Below are 22507 nucleotides of genomic sequence, written 5' to 3' on the forward strand. Positions count from 1 at the left end.
AAGCTCCGCCCCCGCACAAGGTCAACCATCGGGTTGCCATGCGGACGGCCGGATCCGCGGGCCGGCCTGCGAAACCCCCGAGGCGGGCCGGTCACCCCGGGGCGCTACGCTGCAACGCGATCACCACGTCCGGCGCAGTGCGCCCCGGCACGGTGTGTCCGGCGCCCCCTTCCGCGATCAGCACTTGGACTCCGTAACTTCATGTCTTGGTTTGAATCCCTCGTCCTCGGACTCGTCCAGGGGCTGACCGAGTTCCTCCCCGTCTCCTCCAGCGCGCACCTGCGGCTGACCGCCGCCTTCTCGGGCTGGAAGGACCCCGGCGCGGCCTTCACGGCGATCACGCAGATCGGCACGGAGGCCGCCGTGCTGATCTACTTCCGCAAGGACATCGGGCGGATCATCTCGGCCTGGGCGCGCTCGCTGGCGAACAAGGAGATGCGCCGGAACCACGACGCGCAGATGGGCTGGCTGGTGATCGTCGGCTCGATACCGATCGGCGTGCTCGGGCTGCTGTTCAAGGACCAGATCGAGGGGCCGTTCCGCGATCTGCGGATCACCGCGACGATGCTCATCGTCATCGGTGTGGTCATCGGCATCGCCGATCGGCTCGCGGCGCGCGACGAGACGGGCGGCCGGCACCGGGCGCCCAAGCAGCGCAAGACCCTCGAGAACCTGGGCGTGAAGGACGGCCTCGTCTACGGCCTGTGCCAGTCGGCAGCCCTCATCCCCGGCGTCTCGCGCTCCGGGGCCACCATCAGCGGCGGCCTGTTCATGGGCTACAAGCGCGAGGCCGCGGCCCGCTACTCCTTCCTCCTCGCCATCCCCGCCGTGCTGGCGTCCGGCCTGTTCGAGACCAAGGACGCGCTGGAGAGCGACCATGTCTCCTGGGGTCCGACGCTGTTCGCGACGGTGATCGCCTTCGCGTCCGGGTACGCCGTAATCGCGTGGTTCATGAAGTTCATTTCAACCAAGAGCTTCATGCCATTCGTCTGGTATCGCATCGCGCTGGGCATCGTCATCATCGCCCTGGTCACGGCGGGCACACTGAGCCCGCACGCAGCGGAGTCCGCGGGCTGACCAGCGCCTGACGCTCCGGCGGGACTACGCACCCTCAACACTCCGCCGCGATACGGAAGTTGCAGCTCCGTGCAGCCCGCGAAAATCCGTGACCAATCGCATATGGGATGGGTAGCCGTCCGGTAGCGCAGTGTCAGTGCTTGCCCCTAGGCTTGTGCGCATGTCCCCCGATTCCATGACCCCTGGTTCCGTGCGGTCTGCTGCCGAGGTGAACGAGCAGATCCGTGCGCTGTGGATGCGTGCGGGCGGTTCCCTGTCGGCGCAGGAGCGCGCGGAGTACGAGCTGTTGGTGGTCGAGTGGGCGGCCGCGATCCAGAGCAGCGTCATCGAGGCGGCCTGAAAGGCCTGTTGCTGCGCGCGCAGATGCAGACGCAGATGTCAGCCGACGTCATCCATGAAGTCCAGCATCCGGCGGTTGACCTCGTCCGCATGGTCGATCTGCGGGCCGTGACCGGTGCTTGAGACGATCTCGGCCCGGGCGCCCGGCACCAGGTCCGGAGGCGGCCGCCGAAGTCCTGCACCACCACCTGGACCGGATCTTCCAGGGCAGCACGGCTCGTTGACGACCGTGCGGCGGCAGTGTTCCTGCCTCACCCGGCCGCGGCTGCGTGCTGTTTGACGAGTTCGTACGACCGCAGGCGGTCGGCCAGCGCGTAGACGGGCGTCACCAGCATGAGTTCGTCCGCGCGGGTCATGTCCACCAGGGCCGCCAACTGCTTCGCGACGATGTCGGGCGAGCCGTGGGCCTGCGCGGCGCGGAAGCCGGTCAGAGCCCGCTCTTCGTCCGCGGTGAACGAGTGAGCGGCGGCCTGTTCGGGAGTGGGGAACGGGATGTCGCCCCGCCCCTTGAGGAGGCCGGCCTTGACCACGTCCATCGGGCCCGCGAGCCGGGCCGCCTCCTGCTGCGTCTCGGCACACACCGTTTCCACGCAGACCAGCACGCGGGGGCGCGCGCACCAGCGGGAGGGGGAGAAATGCTCGCGGTAGTGATCGAGTGCGGCGAGGGTGTTGTCCGGGCGAATGTGATGGGCGAAGGCGATCGGCAGTCCGAGTTCCGCGGCAAGCGCCGCACCGGCCGTACTCGACGCCAGCAGCCACGGCTCCGGGAGCGGGCCGAGCGCGACCTCATCCACCAGGAAGCGCAGGGTCGACGACACGTCGTCCCGGTACTCGTCGTCCGTCGTCGGCCCGGCCCCGCGCCGCAGGGCCCGGGCCGTCGGCTCGTCGAAGGTGCCCGGGCCACGGCCGATGCCCAGGTCGATCCGGCCCGAGTGCAGTGCGGCCAGCGTGCCGAACTGCTCCGCCAGCATGATCGGGGCGTGATTCGGGGCGAGAACGCCCCCGGACCCGAGGCGTATGGACGACGTCAGCGCGGCCGCGTGCGCCGTCAGGACAACGGGCGGGAACGCTCCGATGGCCGGGGAATGGTGGTGCTCGGCGTACCAGAGCCGCAGGTAACCGAGGTCTTCGATGCGACGGGCGAACTCGGTGGTGTCTCGCAACGTGTCTGCGGCGCGGGCGCCCGACTGGACCATGGCCACTTCGAGCGCGCTGACCGGAATCGTGATCATTTGGTCAGTATAGGAATTGCTCGACAGCGCCAACTACCGCTGGCTGCAAGGCAGATCGGCCGCTGTGCCAGCCATGGGGCGCTGCCCCGCTCCGGAGACCGGACCGGATCCGGACCGCATCTCAGCTGCCCTACAAGTACGTTCGGTTTCTCGCGACGGACGCCGCCTGCCTCCCCGTAGAGCAGTCGAAGACACTTCCGCACCGCCACGCACCACCGCCCTCCGTCCGATTCGCGAACACACGAGGTACCTGTGGCTCTCCTGTCTGCACTCCGCCTTCACCGCCACCCGCGATCGCAGGGACGTGTCGTCGTCGGGTTGCTGGCGCTCGTCGCCGGAACCCTGCCGAGTGCGCCGGCCGACGCCGCCACTCCGCCGTCCGGATCGGTCAGCGACACCGCGCCCACGACCACGTGGAGCGCCGGCCCCTTCGCCGTCCCGAACGTCTCCGGCACCACCGGGACGGTGAGCTGCACAAGTCCCCAGCTCTGCGACGACTACGCCCTGAAGGTGTCGGTGCCGGTCGGCTACGACGCCGGTCACAGCCTGCGCATAGCCGTCAAGTGGCCTGACTCCGCAGCCGACTTCGACCTGTACGTCCTCGGCCCGGACGGCCGTGAGGTGGCCGCCGCGGCCTCCACCAGCGACCCCGAGACCGTGCTGCTTCCGGCGGTGACGGCGTCGTACACCGTGCGCGTCGTGCCGTACGCCCCGCTCGGCGACAGCTTCACCGCGACCGCCAGCCTGGTCGACAACCCGGTGGATCCGCCGCCGAGTACCGCCGTGCCGCCGACGTACGCGAACTCCTCGGCACCCGACGGCATCCCGGACGCGCACAACGCCGGTGAGCCCTCCATAGGCGTCGACCGAGCGAGCGGCGCCGCGATGTTCCAGGCGTACACCTCGACGCTCAAGGTCACCTACGACAGCTCGGGGCTCGCCACCTGGCAGGACAGGAGCGCGAACGCAGCAAACGGCTGTCCCCAGGGCAGCACCACCAGCCTCGACCCGATCCTGTTCACCGACCCGGCCACGCACCGCACCTTCGAGTCACAGCTCGCCGGCAAGACCGCCCTGACCTGCTACACCGACGACGACGGCAAGACCTGGACGCCGACGGCCGGCTCCGGCATCAACTCCGGTGTCGACCATCAGACCATCGGCGGCGGCCCCTTCGCCGCAGGCGGGCCGGGAACCGTCACGTCGTACCCCGACGCCGTCTACTACTGCTCCCAGGACATCGCCGACGCCTCCTGCGCGGTCAGCCGGGACGGCGGCCTGACGTACGGGCCCGCGGTTCCGATGTACTCACTGCTGGACTGCGGCGGCCTGCACGGGCATGTGAAGGTCGCCCCGGACGGCACGGTGTACGTGCCCAACAAGGGTTGCGGCGGCCATCAGGCCGTGGCCGTCTCCGAGGACGACGGGCTGACGTGGACCGTCCGCGAGAACCCCTCCAGCACCCCCGGTGACTCCGACCCGAGCGTGGGGACCGGGGCCGGCGGAACCGTCTACATGGGCTACCAGAACAGCGACGGCGCGGCGCGTATCGCGGTCAGCCACGACAAGGGCAGGACGTGGCTGTACGACCAGAACGTCGGCTCGGCCCTCGGCATCAAGAACATCGTCTTCCCGGCCGTGACCGCGGGCGACGACAACCGCGCCGCCTTCGCCTTCCTGGGCACCACCACCGGCGGCAACTACCAGGACACGGACAGCTTCAAGGGCGTCTGGCACCTGTACGTGTCCACCACCTACGACGGCGGCCAGTCCTGGATCACCGTCGACGCCACCCCCACCGACCCGGTGCAGAAGGGATCGATCTGCACGGGCGGCACCACCTGCGGGAAGGACCGCAATCTCCTGGACTTCAACGACGTCACCATCGATTCCCGGGGCCGCGTGCTCGCCGCCTACGCCGACGGCTGCACCGGCAGCTGTGCCACCGGCGGGGCGCAGAACTACGACGCGCTCGCCTCCATCGCCCGCCAGTCCTCCGGCAACACGCTGTACGGCGCGTACGACGCCGTGGTCGGCGGCAAGCACAAGAAGTCCTGAGGAGGTCGGTTGATGAAACCCTTGTTCCGTCCAGCGATCCTGACCCTCGCCCTCCTGGGCCTTGCGGCCGGCACCGGATGTTCGGCGGCGGCGAAGCACGCCGGGCCCTCGGCCGCGGCCGCGGCACCGTCGGCGGTCGGCGTGTGTCCCACCGCCGCCTCAATGCCGCTCCCCAAGGACTTCCCCAAGACTCTTCCCGTCCCCGACGGCGCGGTCGTGACCTCGGTGGAGCACCGCACCGGCGGCCGGCTCGTCGTCGCCACGGTCGTGCGGGGCGGCTTCGAGACCGCCCTCGCGTTTCTGCAGAAGCAGCTCCCCGAAGCCGGATATGCCCTGGAGGAGGGCGAGGTGGAGGCGGACGACGCCGAGTCGAACTTCTCCTCCGGGACCGTCGAAGGCCGCTGGACCCTGCGGAAGATGCCCGCCTGCGAGGGAGGGGTGTACCTGACCTACCTGACGTCCGCCGTGTCCTGAACTCGGCGTCAGGCGGCGGGAGTTCGCAGGCGAGCCAGTGCATCCTCGTCCAGCGGATAGGCCCGCTCCTCGGGCAACCGCCGCGCCGCCCGCTCCAAGTCCCCCGCCCGCACCAGCGCATGGATCTCCGAGGCCAGTGGCGTCACGTCCTCGATGCCGACGATCCACTCGTCGGCATAGCGGGTCGCCGCCTCGCCCCCGAGCCCGAGCTGCAGGGAGCGGTGCGGCAGCGGGTTGAGGTGCAGGTCGCGCTCCGGGTCCCACTGGACGCGTGCGGGCGACTGCCTCAACTGCCGCTTCCAGGCTGCCTCGTCGGCGTGCAGGGCGGGGACGTAATGCGACAGGCAGGAGTTGCGCAGTGCCCAGTCGAAGCCCTCGCGGCTGATCTCCACGGCGAGGACGGTCTCCTGGCCCTCCTTGGTGCCCCAGCCGCAGCGGTACATCATCCACAGGAAGGACGGCTTGATCCATGTCAAGCCGTGCTCACAGACCTTTCCGACTGCTCCCGTCCTTGACGCCGCCGTACAACCCCCACTCGCTGAGGCCGGAGTAGAGCAACGCGGTGCGGCATTGGGGAGCCGACAGGCACTCGGCCTCGCCCGCGTACACGGCCACCATCGAGTCGCTTCCCCGCCACCAGGTGTCCGCCAGCCCTCTCACCTCTTTCACCGGCTCGAGCGTGTCCAGGGCGAGTGCGTCGAAGTCATCGCCGGTGACCCTGGTGATCTGCTTCGCCCACATCGATGCATGGTGAGCCAGCGCGAGGGACTCCACCCAACCTTCGACGGTCTGGTGCAGAGGCGTCCATCGATCGCCATGTATGCCGAACTCACCCCCGGGTCCGATCGTGAACGAGTAGGGAACCGCTGTCCGCTGGGGCCCGGCTTCGAACCACCACCCTTCAGTCGGTGAACCTTCCGGAACGTCGGTGTCCAGGTACTTGGGTCCTCCGTCGTAGTGGGGAGCGGGAGGCAGGACGAGACCGCCCCAAAGCTCCTGATACGCCGTCACCCGGTCGATCTCCGCGGTAGGAATCCCGAGCGCAAGCCATTGCTCCCTGAGCCGGCTCACCCGCGGGACGTCGACCTTGATGCCGTGAGCGAGGACAAAATATCGGGCCCGCTTTGTCAGCCCCTCGGGCGCATGATTGAGATGAAAGTCCACGCGAGCGACGCTACTTGGTGCCGATCAGCGCAGTCCCGCCGCGAAACGGCTCTCTCCGGCTGCTGCTGTACGTGCCCGTTCGGCCCACCGGACCGCATACGGCATCGTCAGTCCCGCCAGCACGAAGACGCCGCCCAGCGCCAGCCAGCCGGGAACACCCCAGGTGATGCAGAACAAGCCCAGAATTGACGGAGCCAGGGAGCTCGCCACGCCGGTTCCGGTGGCGTTCAGCCCGGAGTACTGGCCCTGGGCATGAGCGGGCGCCAGCCCGAAGCTGAGCTCGAATGAGGCCGCCGCGTGCCACAGCTCACCGATCGTGTGCACGACGACACCGGCGATGATCATTACGGTGGCGAGCCATCCTGGCACCCCCGCGGCGACCGATATTGCCGCCATGCCGAGCAGGAATGCCACCCCGGAACGGACCGCGACTCGCCCCGCCGAGGCGTTGTCGACGACCCCTCGGCTTGCCCGCACCTGGAACGCCACCACCATCAGCGTGTTGACCACCGCGCACGCCCCGACCAGCCAGTGGGGTGCTGCGCTGTGCCCGACGATCCACAGCGGCAGCGCGAATACCAGAACATGTCCCTGAAGCGACAGAATCGAGTCCAGCACAGTGACCACCAAGTAGGGGCGGTCCTTCAGCACATGCCAACGGCCCGGAGAGGACTCCCCCGAGGCGGAGTCGGAGGCGGAATCCCGCTCACGCACCGGTGGCAGATGCGGTAGCCGGGTCACCACGGCCGCGCAGAGCAGGAAGCTGAGGGCATTGGCCAGCACCAGAATCACGTACGCGCCTCGGGTGTCCATCTGCACCACCACGCCAGCCAAGACCCCGCCACACGCTCCGGCCAGATTGGCCACAGCCCGCAGATAGGACCGGTACTTCGTCGGATTCGTTCCCGCCAAGCCGCGCGTCAGCGGGCCCCGGGCTGCGGCACCGGCCGAGGACGCGAGCTGGGTGAAGGAAATGATCAGCACGAACATGCCGAACGAATGCACCAGCACCAGCGCCGCCATGGCCACGGCTTGCATGCACTGGACGGCCAGGTACGTCTCCCGCGGCCCCCGCAGGTCGGCCACCCGCCCCGCAGGTACACCTGCTGTCAGGCCCACCAGGGCCGCCACCCCCATGCCCAGACCGACCTGCGTCACCGACAGCCCGACCGAGCGGGTGAAGAACAATGCGGCGCCGATCATGAAGAGACCGCTGCCGATCATGTTGATGAACGTCGCCAGCGCCAGTGTCCGCCGCGGTCCGCGCTCGGGCAGTAGCCCACGCGTCACCAGCCCCGACTCCCGAGGTCGCCCCGGTGCTTGCGGCAAGTTGTCGTCCAGCGTGTGGTCGGACGTCCTGTCAGTTCTCAAGGTGCCGGATCCCCTTCCTGCGAGCCTCTTGACCGCCCGGGGACTATGCACCGGGTCCCGCCTGCCGCGAAAGGCCCGCTGACCTGGCGAAATGTCACATCTGAAAAGGGAACAAGCAGTCGCTCTCCGGACGTTGTGAAGAGTGTCGGATCACCGGTCCGCCCCGCTCACCCCGCCCCCGCGGGGCAATGGGGCCGAACGGGCGCGGCTGCCGGAGGGGCGGGTTTGTGCCTGCCACGTCAGGAAGCGGCCGACGGCGGCCACCTGTTGGCCTCGACGGAACGGGCCCCGGAAGGGGCTGTAAACGCTCCTTGATGACCCAGGTCATGCGGTCGCGCTTCCACGAGGACGGGAAACGGCCGGTACGGGCCGCGGGGCCGCCGATTCCGGGCCGGTAGGCCTGGTAGACGGTGACCGTCGACTCCGTATGGCGGGCGCGGACGCGGAACCTGGGTTCTTGCTGGACCGATTGATCGTTCACAGGGACAGGGTGGCGGGTGGCGGTGCCCACGGACCACCGAATATCACCGCACCCTCTTGGCCCGGCACGTCCCATGCCCAACACTGAGCCGATGACGCAGCGTGTGGAGCTCGCGACCGTGATGGACCGGCTGGCCGTCGACGAAGTGGTCACCGACTACGCGGCGGCCGTGGACGACGGTGACTGGAAGGCATACCGAGGGCTGTTCACGCCCGACGGGCGCGCGGACTACCGCTCGGCCGGCGGCATCGAAGGGGGTGCGGGGCAGGTCGCCGCCTGGCTTGCGGAGAGCATGCTGCTCTTTCCGATGCGGCAGCATCTGATCGTCAACCGCCGGGTGCGGTTCGGGATCCTGGAGCAGGACACCGGCGACACCGCACGCGTGCGGGCGGACTACGTCAATCCGATGCGTTTCGCGGCGGACGGCGGAGGATCAGCCGCTCCCGACTTCGTGTGCGGCGGCCGGTACGCCTTCGGGTTGCTGCGGACGCACGACGGCTGGCGGCTGCGCGAGGTCGTCGTGGAGGAGAAGTGGCGGCGCCTTCCCGAGCCGCAAGTGGCTCCCGCGGCCGAGTGATCCAGGGGCCCTCTGTCCACGATCTCCAAAACCACGCACACTGGAGGCACTCGCCGGGGAGGGAGGCGCCGGATGAAGACCTTCGGTCACTGGCTCGCCTCCCCGTGGCGGCGCTCGGTCATGGCCGCGCTGGCGGGCGCCCTGCCCGTGTTGGCGTTCCCCGCCCCGTCGCTGTGGTGGTTCGCCTACGTCGCCCTGGTCCCCTGGATCGTGTTGGTCCGCTCCGCGCCCACCGGTAAACGGGCGGCCTACGACGGCTGGTGCGGCGGGTTCGGCTACATGGTGGCCGTGCACCACTGGCTGCTGCCGAGCCTGCACGTGTTCATCTTCCTCATCGCCGCGCTGCTGGGCGCGCTGTGGGCACCGTGGGGCTGGCTGGTGCGGCGTTTCCTCGGCGGGGTGCCCGGGCCGGGGCGCGGCCTGGCCGCCCTCGTCGTGCTGCCGTCGGCCTGGCTGATGGTCGAGCTTGTCCGTTCCTGGCAGGGGCTGGGCGGCCCGTGGGGCATGCTCGGCTCCAGCCAGTGGCAGGTGGAGCCCGCGCTGCGGCTCGCCTCGGTCGGTGGGGTGTGGCTGCTCAGCTTCCTGGTGGTGGTCGTCAATGTCGCCGTCGCCGTGCTGGTGGTGCCTTGGGTCAGTGGTATGTCACATACCACTGCGGTCTGGGTTCCGGCCGTGGCGGGCCTGGTCGCGGCCGCCGCCGCGACCTCGGCGGCCTGGGTGTGGTCGCCGCGTCCCGACGTCGACGGCCGGGTGCGGATCGCCGTCGTGCAGCCGGGCGTCATCGACGGCGTCGGCAGCGCCGACAAGCGCTTCGACCGCGAGGAACAGCTCACCCGGCAGCTCGCCGGACAGCACCTGAACCTGATCGTGTGGGGCGAGAGCAGCGTCGGTTTCGACCTCGGCCAACGGCCCGACCTCGCGAAACGGATCGCGGCCCTCTCGCGCGAGACAGGGTCCGACATCCTGGTCAACGTGGATGCCCGACGCTCCGACAAGCCCGGCATCTACAAGAGCTCGGTGCTCGTCGGCCCCGCCGGGCTGACCGGCGACCGCTACGACAAGATGCGGCTCGTGCCCTTCGGCGAGTACGTCCCCTTCCGCTCGGTGCTGGGCTGGGCGACCTCCGTCGGCAAGGCGGCCGGCGAGGACCGCAGGCGCGGCTCGGAGCAGGTCGTGATGAACGTGGGGCACGGGCTGCGTGTCGGACCGATGGTCTGCTTCGAGTCGGCGTTCCCCGACATGAGCCGCCATCTCGTCCAGGACGGCGCCGAGGTGCTGATAGCGCAGTCGGCGACGTCGACGTTCCAGCAGAGCTGGGCGCCCGAGCAGCACGCCTCACTCGCCGCACTGCGCGCCGCGGAGACCGGACGGCCGATGGTGCACGCGACGCTGACGGGGGTGTCGGCCGTGTACGGGGCGAGCGGGCAGCGCCTGGGCTCCTGGCTCGGCACGGGCTCCAGCACCGCAGTGGTATATGACATACCACTGACCCACGGCACCACCCCGTACGTCCGCTACGGCGACTGGCCCGTACACGCCGCCCTGCTGATCCTCGCCGTGTGGTGCACCGCCGAGGGGATACGGGCGGTCCGGCTCAGGCGGCCCGGTCCTGAACCGCACGTACCACCCGCTCGCACAGTTCGTGAGTCGCCAGTGCGTCCCGGGCGCTGAGCACCTTGCCCGCGCGTACGGCGTCGAGGAAGGCGAGCACCGCCTGTTCGATGCCGCGCTGCCGGGCCACCGGCACCCAGTCGCCGCGCCGCCGCACGGTCGGCTGGCCCTTGTGGTCGATCACCTCGGCGAGGTTGAGCACCTGCCGCTTGGTGTCCTGCCCGGACACCTCGAGGATCTCCTCCGCAGAACCGCTGAGCCGGTTCATCACGCCCAGCGCGGTGAACCCGTCCCCGGCCAGCTGCAGCACGACATGGTGCAGCAAACCACCTTCCACGCGCGCGCGTACCGTCACGTCGTCGACGGGACCCGGCACCAGGAAGCGCAGCGTGTCCACGACATGGATGAAGTCGTCGAGGATCATCGAGCGGGGTTCCTCCGGCAGCCCGATGCGGTTCTTCTGCATGAGGATCAGCTCACGCGGGTGCTCGGCGCACTGCGTGTACCCGGGGGCGTAGCGCCGGTTGAAGCCGACCGCGAGCGAGACGTCGCGCTCCTCGGCGAGTGCCACCAGTCGCTCGGAGTCGGCGAGTTCGTAGGCGAGGGGCTTGTCGACGTAGGTCGGCACGTCCGCCTCCAGCAGCCGGGTCACGATCTCCGGGTGCGCGATGGTGGGTGCGTGCACGAAGGCGGCGTCGAGGTCCTGGGCGAGCAACGCGCCCAGGGTGGCGTGCCGGTGGTCCGCCGGGAGGTGGAGGCCGTCGCCGACCCGGTCGAGGGTCGCGGGCGTGCGCGTGTGCAGGTGCAGTTCGATCCCGGGGAGGCCACCGAGCACCGGAAGGTAGGCCTTCTGCGCGATGTCGCCGAGTCCGATGCAGCCGACCTTCACGGGGTGGTCTCCTCTAGCGGTTGCCTGCCGGGGTTCTGCCGGAAGCATACGGCTGCTGTGGCGGCCGCCGGCCGGATGCCGTCGGGGCCGGCGGAATCAAGGGACGGGGAAAACTCGTGGTCGGATCGGATCCGTTGGGAAAGGATGCGGCCATGACGACCGAGCGCCGTGAACCCGCGACCACCGCCGACGAACGCACGATGCTGGAGGGCTGGCTCGACTACCACCGGCAGACCCTGGCCTGGAAGTGCGAAGGCCTGACCGACGAGCAGCTCAGGACCGCCTCCGTGGAGCCGTCCGTGCTGTCCCTGATGGGGTTGGTGCGGCACATGGCCGAGGTGGAGCGGTCCTGGTACCGCCGGGTCCTCACGGACGAGGACGCGGGCCCGATCTACTACAGCGACGAGGACCCGGACGGCGAGTTCCATCTCACCGAGACGGACACCTGGGCGGAGGCGTACGCCACCTGGCAGGCCGAGATCGAGGCCGCGCGGCGCAACGCGGCCCGCTTCGCCCTGGACGACACCTCCGAGGGCAAGCACCGGCGCACCGGCGAGCACTTCAACCTGCGCTGGATCCACACCCACATGATCGAGGAGTACGCCCGCCACAACGGCCACGCCGACCTGATCCGCGAGCGTATCGACGGCGCCAGGGGCGACTGACGTCACCCGCAGCGCGCACGCGGCCTCCGTACGGGGCGGGAGATCACCCGTGCGGGGCATCCTTCGCTCATACGCTGCCCCCGGGGCCGCCGGACCCGACATCGTTGCGCGGGTGCATCGAACGACGACCACCGCAACGCTCCTGGTCACCGTGGCCGTCTCGGCCCTCTCCGGCTGTGTGACGGTCCAGCGCCCGCCCGCGTCCGGCCCGCCGCCGGCACCGTCCCGGCCGTCGGTGCCGCACGCGGACGACGAGGCGGATCCGCAGATCGTGCAGGCGCCGGCCCGTGAGGCGCTGCAGAGGGTCGGACCGTCCCGGCGGCCGGAGCCCAAGTCATCCGAGCGGCACGGTCCATCGGCTCAGGCGCCGGCCACGGCGCCGGCCGAGCAGCCGGCGGCGCATCCGGAGTCCGGGCACCATGGGCAGCCGCGCGCCAAGGTCCCGGACGTGCCCAAGCCGGTCCCGAAGAACACGAAGAACACAAAGACCGCGAAGACCGCGAAGAACACGGACATGTGCGCGCTCGGCAGAAAGTACGGTCGCTGGAGGGCGGACAGTCCGGAGGCGGTCATCTGCAAGCAGACGTACGGGAGTTGAGGCGCAGACAGCCGCTCCGGCTAGGGCCGCTGCCGCGGCGGCCCCCACCGTCCGTCGCCGTCCGGACTCCCCTCCCCCAGCCGTAGTTCCAGCCGCCCGATGGCTGCCCGCACGCCGTCGCCGTAGCTGTCGTCCGCCAGTGCCTCGGCCGCGCGACGGGCATGGCGCAGATGGGTGCGGGCGGCGCCGCTGCGGCGGAGTTTCAGATAGTCGGCCGCCAGGTTCAGATGCAGCGAGGGGTAGAGGGCGCGTACCGCGAGCGTTCCCTCGTGTTCGGCGAGGCGGTCGCCCGTGAGTTCCTCGGCTGCGGTCAACGCCCGCAGGTCCCATGCCAGTTCATCGGCGGGGTCGTCCTGGGCGTCGGCCATGTAGTGGGCCAGGGTGCAGCGGTGCAGCGGGTCGCCGTCCTCGCCGATCTCCGTCCACAGCTGGAGGAAGCGGTTGCGGGCCTCCTCGCGGTCGCCCGCGTGATGCAGCATGACGACCTGCCCGATCCGCGTCATCACGGCGTCCGGCGCCGTCTGCTCCTGTCCGCCTGCCACCGCGTCCTCCGCACACTCGCCGACCGGTCGGCTGTCCTGACCGACGCTAACCGGCGCCTGCGGCAATCCCGGTCAGGCGGCACCGGGCCGATTCGGTGCGGAACCGGCCGGCGGCGGTCAGCCCAGGTTCGGGAGGGTCCAGTCGATCGGCTGGTGGCCCTGGAGTGCGACCGCCTCGTTGATCTGCGTGAACGGGCGGGAGCCGAAGAACTTCTTCGCGGACAGCGGGGAGGGGTGGGCACCCTTGACGACCACGTGCCGGGTCTCGTCGATCAGCGGGAGCTTCTTCTGCGCGTAGTTGCCCCACAGGACGAAGACCGCCGGGTCGGGCCGGTCGGCCACCGCGCGGATCACCGCGTCGGTGAACTTCTCCCAGCCCCGGCCCTTGTGCGAGTTGGCCTCGCCGCCACGCACCGTGAGCACCGCGTTGAGCAGCAGCACGCCCTGCTGGGCCCACGGCATCAGATAGCCGTTGTCCGGGACCGGCAGGCCGAGCTCCTCCTTCATCTCCTTGTAGATGTTGCGGAGCGACGGCGGGGTCTTGACGCCCGGACGGACCGAGAAGCACAGGCCGTGTCCCTGTCCCTCGCCGTGGTACGGGTCCTGGCCGAGGACCAGGACCTTCACCTGGTCGTACGGTGTCGCGTCCAGCGCGGCGAAGACCTCCTCGCGCGGGGGGTACACGGGACCCTTCGCCCGCTCCTCCTCGACGAACTCCGTGAGCTCCTTGAAGTAGGGCTGCTGCAGTTCGTCGCCCAGGACCCCGCGCCAGGACTCGGGCAGCATGGCGGTGTCGGTCACGTCAACTTCCTTACGATGTGCGGTAAACCGGGTGCGGTCACTTCCAGGTCTCAGAACCTACAGGCGACCACTGACAACGGCCCTCCGCTCACCGAAGTGCACGGCCTACCAGCTGGTCTTGCGGGACAGCTCCCCCATCACCATGATCGTCGACGGGTCGAGCGCCTGCTCCGCCCCGGAGATGTCGTCGCTCGCGGCCACGTACTGCTTGCCCTGCCACAGCGGCAGCAGCCGTGCGTCGTTCACCAGGATCTGCTGGGCCTGCTCGAAGTCCGAGACCACGTTGGCGCGGTCGCTCTCGCTGCGGGAGCGGGGCAGCAGCTTCCCGGTGATCTCGGGCGCGGGATACGGCGTGCCGAGCGCGTTCTGGTTGCCGACGAACGGCGCGATGAAGTTGTCGGGGTCCGGGAAGTCGGGGAACCAGCCGCGTCCGAACACCGGGTACTCGCCGTCCTGGTAGCCCTTCACATACGTCTTCCAGGGGCGGCTCTTGAGGGTGATCGTGAACAGCCCGGAGTCCTCCAGCTGGCGCTTGATCTCCGCGAACTCCAGCTTGGTGGAGGAGCCGTAGCGGTCGGTGGTGTACCAGAGGGTGAGCGGGACGCGCTGGGTGATGCCGGCGTCGGTGAGGATCTTGCGGGCCTTGGAGGTGCTGGGGCTGCCGAAGTCGTCGAAGAAGTCGGTGGTGTGCCCGGTCAGGCCCTTGGGGACCATGGAGTACAGCGGCTCGACGGTGTCCTTGTAGACCTTGTGCGCGATCGCGCCGCGGTCGACGAGCTGGGCGATCGCCTTGCGGACGGCGGGCTTGGCGGCCCAGGAGTCCTTCGGGTTGAACACCAGGTAGTTGATCTCGATGCCGGAGCCCTCGATGAGCTGGAGGTTCCCGCTCGCGTTGTGCCGCTGGAGGTCGACGATGTCGTTCGCGTTGAGGCCGCGGAATGCGACGTCGACCTGCTTGTCCTTCAGCGCGGTGACCATGGTGGACGAGTCCTGGAAGTAGCGGATGGTCACCGCGTCGTTCTTGCGCTGGGCGTAGCCCTGGTAGTTGTCGTTCTTGACGAGTTCGGCCTTCTTGCCGTCCTCGTACGCCTGGAGTGTGTACGGTCCGGAGCCGTCGACCTTGTCGTCCTTGCGCAGGGATCTCGCCGGGTACTCCGCGGGGTCGACGATCGACATGGCGGGCGTCGCGAGTACGAACGGGAAGGTGGCGTCGGGCTTGTTGAGGTGGAAGACGATCTCCCGGTCGCCCAGCGCCTGCACCCGGTCGAGGCTGCCGAGCAGGCCGGCGGGCCCGCCGTTGACGTTGATCTTCCTGATCCGGTCGATGGAGTACTTGACGGCCTTGGCGTCGAGCGGGTGCCCGTCGGAGAACTTCAGGCCCTCGCGCAGCTCACACGTGTAGGTCGTGTTCGAACTGTCCGAGAAGCGGCAGCTGTCCGCCGCGTCCGGCTGCGGTGTGGTCGCTCCGGTGGGGTAGCCGAGCAGCGTCTGGTAAATGTTGCGAAACAGTTCCCAGGACTGGTCCCAGGAGGCGGCGGGATCCAGCGTGCTGGGGGCGCTGGTCGTCCCGACGACGATGGGTCCCTTGTCGTCGGAGGAGCCCGACGAGAGGACTCCGCACCCGGCCACCAGCGACGATATGGACGCGATGGCCGCCGCTTGCCGCAGGCCTCGGTTCCGGTTGAACACGCGCTCGCTCCTCGATCTGCCATGCCAAGGGTCGGCAGACCATACCGCAGTGCCACGAGGGTTGAACCCGGTTGGCACAGGGGTCTTGATCAGCTTGTTCATGACGACGTTGTCATTCCCCTGTGCCCGTCCTGTGCGACGACAAGGGCGCCGTTTCCGTCAAGGAAACGGCGCCCTTGTGCACCCGATCGTTACGGTCGCAACGGATCGCGTCAGGCCACGCCGGCGTTGAGGAAGATGCCGCCGTCGACGACGAGCGTCTGGCCGGTGACCCAGGCGGACTGCTCGGAGGTGAGGAACGCGGCGGCGCCGCCGATGTCGGAGGGCACCCCGAGTCGGGCCAGCGGGTAGGCGGCGGCCGCCTCCGCCTCCCGGCCCTCGTACAGGGCCTTGGCGAACTGGGTCTTGACGACGGCCGGGGCGATCGCGTTGACCCGCACCTTGGGCGCGAACTCGTGCGCCAGCTGCTGGGTCAGGTTGATCAGCGCGGCCTTGCTGACGCCGTACGCGGCGATGAAGGGCGAGGGCGCGAGGCCCGCGACGGAGGCGATGTTGACGATCGCGCCGCCGTTGTCCTTCTGCCAGGCGTGCCAGGTCTTCTGGGCGAAGCCGAGCGCGGAGATCACGTTGGTCTCGAAGACCTTGCGGGCGACGTTCAGGTCGAGGTCGGCGATGGGGCCGAACACCGGGTTGGTACCGGCGTTGTTGACCAGGTAGTCGACGCGGCCGAAGGCCTCCATGGTGCGCTCGACGGCCTCGGCCTGGTGCTCCAGGTCGTGCGCCTTGCCGGCGATGCCGATGACGCGCTCGGCGCCGAGCTTGTCGACGGCCTCCTTGAGCGCGTCCTCGTTGCGGCCGGTGATGGCGACGCGGTCGCCGCGGGCGACGAGCGCCTCGGCGACGCCGTAGCCGATGCCGCGGCTGGCGCCCGTGACGAGGGCGACCTTGCCGGAGAGTGCGGGCAGTTCAGTCATGAGTGGGTGATCTCCTAGTCGAGCGGTCCGCCGGCGACGTACAGCACCTGGCCGGAGACGAACCCGGCCGCCTCGCCCGTGAAGAAGGCGATGGCGTTGGCGATGTCGTCCGGCTCGCCGACGCGGGCGACGGGGATCTGGGTGGCGGCCGCGGCCTTGAAGTCCTCGAAGCCCATGCCCACGCGCGCGGCGGTGGCGGCGGTCATGTCGGTGGCGATGAAGCCGGGGGCGACGGCGTTGGCGGTGATGCCGAACTTGCCGAGCTCGATCGCGAGGGTCTTGGTGAAGCCCTGCAGACCGGCCTTGGCGGCCGAGTAGTTGGCCTGGCCGCGGTTGCCGAGCGCGGAGGACGAGGACAGGTTGACCACGCGGCCGAAGCCGGCGTCGACCATGTGCTTCTGGACGGCCTTCGTCATCAGGAAGGAGCCGCGCAGGTGCACGTTCAGGACGGTGTCCCAGTCCGAGACGCTCATCTTGAACAGCAGGTTGTCGCGGAGCACGCCTGCGTTGTTGACGAGGATCGTCGGCGCGCCGAGCTCGGCGACCACGCGCGCGACGGCCGCCTCGACCTGGGCCTCGTCGGAGACGTCCGCGCCGACCGCGATCGCCCGGCCGCCCGCCGCGGTGATCTTCTCCACGGTGTCCTTGCAGGCGGCCTCGTCGAGGTCGATCACGGCGACCGCGCGGCCCTCGGCGGCCAGTCGTACGGCGGTGGCGGCGCCGATGCCCCGCGCACCGCCCGTGACCACGGCGACCCGCTGCTCAGTGGTGGACATTGCTCGTTCTCCTCGCCCTTGAGAAACTGCGCCCGCTTAGGTGAGCGACCGCTTAGTACCTTCGGCAGACGTGACGCTAGAAGGCCTGGCACTCGGTGTCAACGGCACGCGGCGCGGGTGTGATCCATTACCTCACCAGCAGGTCGAGCAGGCGCTCCGTCTCGGCCGCCGGATCGGCGGTGAGCCCAGTGTGCACCGGCCCGGGCTGGACGACCGTGGAACGCGGCGCAATCAGCCACCTGAAGCGCCGTCCGGCGTCGTCGCCCGCGGCCTGCCCCGCCGCGTCCCCGCCGCCGCACACGCTCTCGACGGCCCCGAGAGCGGCCCGGATGCCGGCCACGTCCGCGTCCGGGTCGAGGGCCAGCAGCCGCGCCTCGTCGAGGTGGGTGAGGGCGCCGACGTAGCCCTTGGCGCGGCAGTAGACGAGGACGCCGGCGTTGATGCACTCGCCGCGCTCCACACGCGGTACGACGCGCAGCAGGGCGTACTCGAAGACGTCGCGGTCGCCGCCCTGTCCGCCGCGGATGATGTGCCGCTCGACCACGGAGCCGGCCATGTGGATGTGGCGCTCGCTCACTTGCCCTCCTCGATTCCGGTGACGCGCTCGTGGACGACGGCGGCCCGGGCCAGCAGCGGCCGCGCATAGGCCCGCCGCAGGTCGTCCGGGGTGTCGAAGCCGGGTTCGTCGGCCAGCCAGGCGTCCGGGATCTCGGCGGTGACCTCGGCGAGGAGCTCCTCGGTGACGCGGGGCGCCAACTCGGCGGCGGCGCCCGCGAGTTCGGGGCCGAAGCGGGCGAGGGCGTGGTCCGAGGCGTCGTAGGAACGGTTCGCCGAGGCTGCGGCGCCGGGCCAGTTGTGGTGCCAGATCATGGTGGCGCCGTGGTCGATGAGCCACAGCTCGCCGCGGTGCATCAGCAGGTTGGGGTTGCGCCAGGAGCGGTCGACGTTGTTGACCAGCGCGTCGAACCAGACGATCCGCCCGGCCTCCTCGGGGCTCACCGCGAAGGCGAGCGGTTCGAAGCCGAGGGCGCCGGAGAGGAAGTCCATGCCGAGGTTGGTGCCGCCGCTGGACCTCAGCAGGTCCTGCACCTGCTGCTCGGGTTCGCCGAGCCCCAGCACCGGGTCCAGGTCGATCGTCACGAGCCGGGGCACCCGCAAGCCCAGCCGGCGGGCGAGTTCACCGCAGACGACCTCGGCGACCAGTGTCTTGCGGCCCTGTCCCGCGCCGGTGAACTTCATGACGTACGTCCCGAAGTCGTCGGCCTCGACCAGTCCCGGCAGCGATCCGCCCTCCCGCAGGGGCGTGATGTAGCGGGTCGCAATGACTTCCTTGAGCATCGCCCCAGGTTACTGGCCGACAGCGAAACGACAGCTCTGGCTTACCTCCCCCTGATCCCGAACCCGTCAAGCTCTCGACGTCGTCTGAACAACGCATGCTCGGCGACCGTACCCCTGGACAGATCTTCGAAGCTTGCATGGAAGGGAACGTCAGCATGACCAGCGAACCGCTTCATCCCGTTCCGGCACCCGGCCGCCGTACTGTCGTGGCGGCGGTGGGCGCGACGGGGCTCGCCGTCGCGCTGACCGCGTGCGGATCGGACAACGGGTCCTCCGACTCCTCGTCCTCGAACACACAGGCCGGCGACAACGCGAGCGGCGGCTCCAGCGCGAGCAGCAGCACCTCGTCCGGTTCCGGCGGCACCGTCCTCGCCAAGACCTCCGACATCCCGGTGGGCGGCGGGAAGATCTTCAAGGACCATGGCGTGGTGGTCACCCAGCCGACGGCGGGCACCTACAAGGCGTTCTCGTCCAAGTGCACGCACCAGGGCTGCGCGGTGTCCGAGATCGCCAACGGCGCCATCATCTGTCCGTGCCACAAGAGCGAGTTCTCCGTGACCGACGGCAGCGTCAAGAAGAGTCCCGCGACCCAGCCCCTGCCCGCCGAGAAGATCACCGTCAGCGGGGACTCGATCACCCTGGCGTGACCCGTGTGCGCCGGGGCCGTTTGAAGCAGCCCAGCACCTCGTCCGTGGTCGCGACCGTGGCGACCAATGCGAGGGTGTGGCGGATCATCGCGGGGGTGTAGTCGGAAGGCACTCCCGCGATGGCGTCGGACGGCACTACGGCGGTGTAGCCGCGGTTCACGGCGTCGAAGACGGCGTTCGGGATCGCCACGTTCGCCGAGACCCCGGTCACGACCAGCGTGCGGCAGCCCAGGTTGCGCAGCAGCGCGTCGACGTCGGTGCCCTGGATCGGGGACAGTCCATGCAGTCGTCGTACGACGAAGTCCTCTTCGGTGACCTCGATCGGGGCGGCGACGCGCACCGCCGTCGTACCGGACAGCTGCTGCACGGGGAGGCGTTCGGCCGCGCGGAAGAGGCGGGCGTTGCGGTTGGCGCCGCGGCCGTCGGGGCGGCGCTCGGCGATCGCGTGGACGACCTGGATCCCGCTCTCGTGCGCGGCTGCCACCAGCCGGGCGACGTTGGCGAGGGCCCCCGAGGAGCGTGCCTCGCGGGCGAGTTCGGGCAGTGCGGAGTCCGGGCCTACGACCCCCTGCTGGCACTCGACGGTCAGCAGCACGGTGGTCGCCGGGTCGAGGAGCTCGCTGAGCTGTTCGTACGACGGCACGGTTCCCCCTTGTGGGCGGCGGTCCGGAGCGGGCGAGCGTAACGGCCATTGCATGTGGACGGAAGACGTCCCATCCTTTTCTGACGTGATGTCAGAGGATCACTGGAGCTCCTCTGACACGACGTGAGAGAAAGAGGGGGCCGCATGACCGTCACTCAGCGCAGAGGCCGGAAGATCATGATGACGCCGGGCGAGCTGGACGAGTTCCTCGCCACCCAGCGCACCTGTCGCGTCGCCACCGTCTCGGCAGGCGGTGCTCCGCATGTGAGCACCTTGTGGTTCGCCTGGGACGGCACCTCGATGTGGCTGTACTCCGTCGTGCGCAGCAAGCGCTGGACCGATCTGCGGCGCGATCCGCGGGTCGCGATCGTGGTCGACACCGGCGAGGAGTACGACGAACTGCGCGGCGTCGAGCTGTCCGGGTCGGTGGAGTTCGTGGGCGAGTTCCCCCGCACCGGGGAACTGTGCGCCGAACTCGACATCCCGGAGACCCTGTTCGCGCGGAAGAACTTCAACCTGGAGGAGATGCCGCACGACGGCCGGCACGCCTGGGTGCGGCTGACGCCGGAGAAGATCGTGTCCTGGGACTTCCGCAAGCTGGGCCCCGCGTAGCTCAGTTCACCTTGAGTGCCGCGTCCTGCAGCGCCTCCACCGCCGCCCGGATCGACGGGCGGCGGTCGGCGTCCGCGCGCCAGACGGCGTAGATCTGGCGCCGTACCGACTGCCGCACGGGCACGGCCCGCACCCCCTCCGGGAGCGGTCCGCGCCCCAGCCGCGGCGCCACGCACACCCCCAACCCCGCGCCGACCAGGGCGAGTTGGGTGGGGTGCTCCTCGGCGCGGTGGGCGACGCGCGGCTCGATGCCCTTGGACCGCAGCGTATGGATCAGCCACTCGTGGCAGAACTCGCTCTCGCCCCAGGTGATCCAGTCGTCCTCGGCGAAGTCCTCCAGGTCCACCTCGGCCCGCTCCGCGTACCGGTGCCCGGCGGGCATCGCCACATCCGCCGTGTCGTCGAGAATGACGGCCTTGACCAGCCCGTCGGGCATGGGCAGCGGCCTGTTGTACCAGTCCAGGACGACGGCGAGGTCGAAGTCGCCGCGTATCACGGCGAGGACGGCGGGCTCGGGCTCCGTCTCCCGCGAGGTGACGCGCAGACCCGGATGGAGCGAACGCAGCCGGGAGAGCGCGACCGGGAACAGACCCCGTGCAGCGGTCGGGAACGCTGCCAGCCGCAGCTCCCCCACCACCTCCCCGCGGTGCGCCTCCAGGTCGGACTGGGCGAGCTCGACCTGCGACAGGATGCGGGCCGCGTGCTCGGCGAGCAGCCGGCCCGCGTCCGTGAGCCGCACGCCCCGCCCGTTCTTGGCGAGCAGCTGCTGGCCGACCTCCCGCTCCAGCTTGGCCATCTGCTGGGAGACGGCCGACGTCGTGACGTGCAGTCCCTCGGCGGCGCCGCTGACGGAGCCGTGCCGGGCGAGGGCGTCGAGGGTGCGCAGACGCTCCAGATTCAACATGTAAGCAATACTACGAGATACCTGGCGTGAAATCTCGATTGTGCTACGAGGTTGTCGGCGTCCATTGTTGTGGCCATGAGCACCGTCACCACGACCCGGCCCGCCACCCGGACCCCCTTCCGCCGCCCCGCACTCGACTGGCGCCTCCGCTTCGGCGCCCTCTCCCTGATCTGGGGCTTCAGCTTTCTGCTCATCAAGGTGGGCACCGAGGGGTATGCGCCTTTCCAAGTCACGCTCGGGCGGCTGGTGTTCGGTACGGCGGTGCTGGCGGCGGCGATGGTGGTGAAGCGGGAACGGCTGCCTCGCGGGGCGCGGACGTGGGGGCATCTGGCGGTCGCCGCGTTTCTGCTGAACGCGCTGCCGTTCTCGCTGTTCGCCTACTCGGAGCTGACGATCCCGTCGACACTGGCGGGTATCTGCAACGCGACGTCGCCGCTGTGGGGCATGGCGCTGTCCGTGGTCGCACTGTCCGAGGACCGGCCGACGCGGGTTCGGGTCGCGGGTCTTGGGATCGGCTTCCTCGGGGTTCTGACGGTCCTGGGCGCGTGGCAGGGCTTCAGTGGGCTGGATGCCACGGGGACGGTGATGGCTCTGCTGGCGTCGCTGAGTTATCCCGTCGGGTGGATCTATGTCCGGCGGACCCTGGGCGGGTCCGGTAACTCTCATCTGTCCATGACAGGGGCGCAGTTGTTGCTGGCGACGGTGCAACTGGGGGTTGTGACGCCGCTGTTCACCTCGTTTCCTGCCCGGTTTTCCGCTGTGCCGTTGTTGGCGATCGCCGCGTTGGGGGCGCTCGGTACGGGGCTGGCTGTTCTTGTCCAGTACGGGGTGGTTGCCGAAGTCGGGCCGACCACGGCGCAGATGGTGACGTACTTCATTCCGGTTGTTGCCACGGCTGCGGGGGTTGCGATTCTTGGGGAATCGCTGACGTGGTCTACGCCGGTCGGGGCGGTTGTGGTGCTGGCGGGGGCGGCACTTACTCAGGTGCGGCGGGGCGCCTAATGGGGTGGGGGCGTGGGTTCATGGGCGTGTGCGGGTTCGTTGT

Annotated in this window: 24 protein-coding genes and 3 pseudogenes; 11 read left to right on the forward strand and 16 right to left on the reverse strand. The window is 69.7% G+C overall.

The window, feature by feature from the left end:
• The first annotated feature begins 201 nt into the window (after positions 1-201).
• Complete coding sequence (locus tag ACFY10_RS45690) at positions 202-1077, forward strand: undecaprenyl-diphosphate phosphatase (protein WP_390671294.1); 876 nt, start codon at positions 202-204, stop codon at positions 1075-1077.
• A gap of 160 nt (positions 1078-1237) precedes the next feature.
• The gene (locus ACFY10_RS45695; RefSeq protein ID WP_390671295.1) at positions 1238-1417 is read left to right on the forward strand and encodes a hypothetical protein; all 180 of its coding nucleotides are present in this window, start codon (positions 1238-1240) and stop codon (positions 1415-1417) included.
• A gap of 38 nt (positions 1418-1455) precedes the next feature.
• On the opposite strand, the pseudogene ACFY10_RS45700 reads toward ACFY10_RS45695, so the two are convergent.
• Positions 1456-1575 (reverse strand): annotated as a pseudogene (locus ACFY10_RS45700) (alpha/beta fold hydrolase); the annotation flags it as partial.
• Positions 1576-1667: 92 nt separating this feature from the next.
• Entirely contained in the window at positions 1668-2648 is a 981-nt protein-coding gene (locus ACFY10_RS45705; protein WP_390671296.1) for an LLM class flavin-dependent oxidoreductase, read from the reverse strand.
• 318 nt (positions 2649-2966) lie between these two features.
• On the opposite strand from ACFY10_RS45705, the gene ACFY10_RS45710 reads away from it, so the two are divergent.
• Both ACFY10_RS45710 and ACFY10_RS45715 read left to right on the forward strand, forming a co-directional pair.
• Positions 2967-4706 carry a hypothetical protein gene (locus ACFY10_RS45710; protein WP_390671297.1) on the forward strand — a complete coding sequence of 580 codons (1740 nt, stop codon included), beginning with the start codon at positions 2967-2969 and terminating at the stop codon, positions 4704-4706.
• A 12-nt stretch (positions 4707-4718) separates the two neighbouring features.
• Entirely contained in the window at positions 4719-5180 is a 462-nt protein-coding gene (locus ACFY10_RS45715) for a hypothetical protein (protein WP_390671298.1), read from the forward strand.
• A gap of 8 nt (positions 5181-5188) precedes the next feature.
• Here the strand turns inward: ACFY10_RS45715 and ACFY10_RS45720 are convergent.
• From ACFY10_RS45720 to ACFY10_RS45735, 4 genes and pseudogenes are all read right to left on the reverse strand, one after another.
• Positions 5189-5656 (reverse strand): annotated as a pseudogene (locus tag ACFY10_RS45720) (DUF4291 domain-containing protein); the annotation flags it as partial.
• Between the two features lie 7 nt (positions 5657-5663).
• Entirely contained in the window at positions 5664-6344 is a 681-nt protein-coding gene (locus tag ACFY10_RS45725; RefSeq protein ID WP_390671299.1) for a hypothetical protein, read from the reverse strand.
• 24 nt (positions 6345-6368) lie between these two features.
• Positions 6369-7634, reverse strand: a complete 1266-nt coding sequence (locus ACFY10_RS45730; RefSeq protein ID WP_390671300.1) for an MFS transporter — start codon at positions 7632-7634, stop codon at positions 6369-6371.
• 397 nt (positions 7635-8031) lie between these two features.
• Positions 8032-8271, reverse strand: a pseudogene (locus ACFY10_RS45735) (DUF4291 family protein); the annotation flags it as partial.
• A 16-nt stretch (positions 8272-8287) separates the two neighbouring features.
• Here ACFY10_RS45735 and ACFY10_RS45740 point away from each other — a divergent pair.
• Positions 8288-8773: a nuclear transport factor 2 family protein gene (locus ACFY10_RS45740; protein WP_390671301.1), complete on the forward strand. Its 486-nt coding sequence runs from the start codon at positions 8288-8290 to the stop codon at positions 8771-8773.
• Between the two features lie 72 nt (positions 8774-8845).
• The gene (lnt, locus tag ACFY10_RS45745) at positions 8846-10444 is read left to right on the forward strand and encodes an apolipoprotein N-acyltransferase (RefSeq protein ID WP_390671302.1); all 1599 of its coding nucleotides are present in this window, start codon (positions 8846-8848) and stop codon (positions 10442-10444) included.
• Here the strand turns inward: lnt and ACFY10_RS45750 are convergent.
• Positions 10368-11273, reverse strand: a complete 906-nt coding sequence (locus tag ACFY10_RS45750; RefSeq protein WP_390671303.1) for a Gfo/Idh/MocA family protein — start codon at positions 11271-11273, stop codon at positions 10368-10370. The two genes, lnt and ACFY10_RS45750, sit on opposite strands and share 77 nt — an antisense overlap.
• A gap of 152 nt (positions 11274-11425) precedes the next feature.
• Here ACFY10_RS45750 and ACFY10_RS45755 point away from each other — a divergent pair, with 152 nt between their 5' ends.
• Positions 11426-11938: a DinB family protein gene (locus ACFY10_RS45755; RefSeq protein WP_390671304.1), complete on the forward strand. Its 513-nt coding sequence runs from the start codon at positions 11426-11428 to the stop codon at positions 11936-11938.
• A gap of 112 nt (positions 11939-12050) precedes the next feature.
• Positions 12051-12536, forward strand: coding sequence for a hypothetical protein (locus ACFY10_RS45760; protein ID WP_390671305.1), 486 nt, complete (start codon positions 12051-12053; stop codon positions 12534-12536).
• A 20-nt stretch (positions 12537-12556) separates the two neighbouring features.
• Here the strand turns inward: ACFY10_RS45760 and ACFY10_RS45765 are convergent, their stop codons facing one another.
• The 7 genes from ACFY10_RS45765 to ACFY10_RS45795 form a co-directional block, all read right to left on the reverse strand.
• Entirely contained in the window at positions 12557-13078 is a 522-nt protein-coding gene (locus tag ACFY10_RS45765) for a hypothetical protein (protein ID WP_390671306.1), read from the reverse strand.
• 117 nt (positions 13079-13195) lie between these two features.
• Positions 13196-13879, reverse strand: a complete 684-nt coding sequence (gene ung / locus ACFY10_RS45770; protein WP_390671307.1) for a uracil-DNA glycosylase — start codon at positions 13877-13879, stop codon at positions 13196-13198.
• Positions 13880-13984: 105 nt separating this feature from the next.
• Entirely contained in the window at positions 13985-15568 is a 1584-nt protein-coding gene (locus ACFY10_RS45775) for an ABC transporter substrate-binding protein (protein ID WP_390671308.1), read from the reverse strand.
• A gap of 212 nt (positions 15569-15780) precedes the next feature.
• Positions 15781-16542 carry an SDR family oxidoreductase gene (locus ACFY10_RS45780; RefSeq protein ID WP_390671309.1) on the reverse strand — a complete coding sequence of 254 codons (762 nt, stop codon included), beginning with the start codon at positions 16540-16542 and terminating at the stop codon, positions 15781-15783.
• 14 nt (positions 16543-16556) lie between these two features.
• Positions 16557-17318: a 3-oxoacyl-ACP reductase FabG gene (fabG, locus tag ACFY10_RS45785; RefSeq protein ID WP_390671310.1), complete on the reverse strand. Its 762-nt coding sequence runs from the start codon at positions 17316-17318 to the stop codon at positions 16557-16559.
• A gap of 127 nt (positions 17319-17445) precedes the next feature.
• Entirely contained in the window at positions 17446-17895 is a 450-nt protein-coding gene (locus ACFY10_RS45790; RefSeq protein ID WP_390671311.1) for a DUF3037 domain-containing protein, read from the reverse strand.
• Positions 17892-18656 carry a HipA family kinase gene (locus ACFY10_RS45795; RefSeq protein ID WP_390671312.1) on the reverse strand — a complete coding sequence of 255 codons (765 nt, stop codon included), beginning with the start codon at positions 18654-18656 and terminating at the stop codon, positions 17892-17894. The genes ACFY10_RS45790 and ACFY10_RS45795 overlap by 4 nt, the downstream gene beginning before the upstream one ends.
• A gap of 155 nt (positions 18657-18811) precedes the next feature.
• Between ACFY10_RS45795 and ACFY10_RS45800 the strand changes: the two genes are divergently transcribed.
• Positions 18812-19303, forward strand: a complete 492-nt coding sequence (locus ACFY10_RS45800; RefSeq protein WP_390671313.1) for a Rieske (2Fe-2S) protein — start codon at positions 18812-18814, stop codon at positions 19301-19303.
• Here the strand turns inward: ACFY10_RS45800 and ACFY10_RS45805 are convergent.
• On the reverse strand, positions 19290-19946 hold the full coding sequence (locus ACFY10_RS45805; RefSeq protein ID WP_390671314.1) for a cysteine hydrolase: 657 nt from the start codon (positions 19944-19946) through the stop codon (positions 19290-19292). The two genes, ACFY10_RS45800 and ACFY10_RS45805, sit on opposite strands and share 14 nt — an antisense overlap.
• 144 nt (positions 19947-20090) lie before the next feature.
• Between ACFY10_RS45805 and ACFY10_RS45810 the strand changes: the two genes are divergently transcribed.
• A complete protein-coding gene (locus ACFY10_RS45810) occupies positions 20091-20558 on the forward strand; it encodes a pyridoxamine 5'-phosphate oxidase family protein (RefSeq protein WP_390671315.1) in 468 nt (155 codons plus the stop codon).
• A 1-nt stretch (position 20559) separates the two neighbouring features.
• Here ACFY10_RS45810 and ACFY10_RS45815 read toward each other — a convergent pair whose 3' ends face one another.
• Positions 20560-21462: a LysR family transcriptional regulator gene (locus ACFY10_RS45815; protein ID WP_390671316.1), complete on the reverse strand. Its 903-nt coding sequence runs from the start codon at positions 21460-21462 to the stop codon at positions 20560-20562.
• Positions 21463-21537: 75 nt separating this feature from the next.
• Here ACFY10_RS45815 and ACFY10_RS45820 point away from each other — a divergent pair, with 75 nt between their 5' ends.
• Positions 21538-22464: a DMT family transporter gene (locus ACFY10_RS45820; protein WP_390671317.1), complete on the forward strand. Its 927-nt coding sequence runs from the start codon at positions 21538-21540 to the stop codon at positions 22462-22464.
• Positions 22465-22507 lie beyond the last annotated feature (43 nt).

Source organism: Streptomyces sp. NPDC001401, assembly GCF_042895385.1.
Taxonomy (GTDB): Bacteria; Actinomycetota; Actinomycetes; order Streptomycetales; family Streptomycetaceae; genus Streptomyces.

Coding starts and splice junctions, on each gene's coding strand:
- fabG (WP_390671310.1), bottom strand. CDS start 17,318: ATGTCCACCACTGAGCAGCGGGTCGCCGTGGTCACGGGCGGTGCGCGG.
- ACFY10_RS45800 (WP_390671313.1), top strand. CDS start 18,812: ATGACCAGCGAACCGCTTCATCCCGTTCCGGCACCCGGCCGCCGTACT.
- ACFY10_RS45715 (WP_390671298.1), top strand. CDS start 4,719: ATGAAACCCTTGTTCCGTCCAGCGATCCTGACCCTCGCCCTCCTGGGC.
- ACFY10_RS45690 (WP_390671294.1), top strand. CDS start 202: ATGTCTTGGTTTGAATCCCTCGTCCTCGGACTCGTCCAGGGGCTGACC.
- ACFY10_RS45815 (WP_390671316.1), bottom strand. CDS start 21,462: ATGTTGAATCTGGAGCGTCTGCGCACCCTCGACGCCCTCGCCCGGCAC.
- ACFY10_RS45820 (WP_390671317.1), top strand. CDS start 21,538: ATGAGCACCGTCACCACGACCCGGCCCGCCACCCGGACCCCCTTCCGC.
- ACFY10_RS45705 (WP_390671296.1), bottom strand. CDS start 2,648: ATGATCACGATTCCGGTCAGCGCGCTCGAAGTGGCCATGGTCCAGTCG.
- ACFY10_RS45795 (WP_390671312.1), bottom strand. CDS start 18,656: ATGCTCAAGGAAGTCATTGCGACCCGCTACATCACGCCCCTGCGGGAG.
- ACFY10_RS45755 (WP_390671304.1), top strand. CDS start 11,426: ATGACGACCGAGCGCCGTGAACCCGCGACCACCGCCGACGAACGCACG.
- ACFY10_RS45780 (WP_390671309.1), bottom strand. CDS start 16,542: ATGACTGAACTGCCCGCACTCTCCGGCAAGGTCGCCCTCGTCACGGGC.
- ACFY10_RS45740 (WP_390671301.1), top strand. CDS start 8,288: ATGACGCAGCGTGTGGAGCTCGCGACCGTGATGGACCGGCTGGCCGTC.
- lnt (WP_390671302.1), top strand. CDS start 8,846: ATGAAGACCTTCGGTCACTGGCTCGCCTCCCCGTGGCGGCGCTCGGTC.
- ACFY10_RS45695 (WP_390671295.1), top strand. CDS start 1,238: ATGTCCCCCGATTCCATGACCCCTGGTTCCGTGCGGTCTGCTGCCGAG.
- ACFY10_RS45810 (WP_390671315.1), top strand. CDS start 20,091: ATGACCGTCACTCAGCGCAGAGGCCGGAAGATCATGATGACGCCGGGC.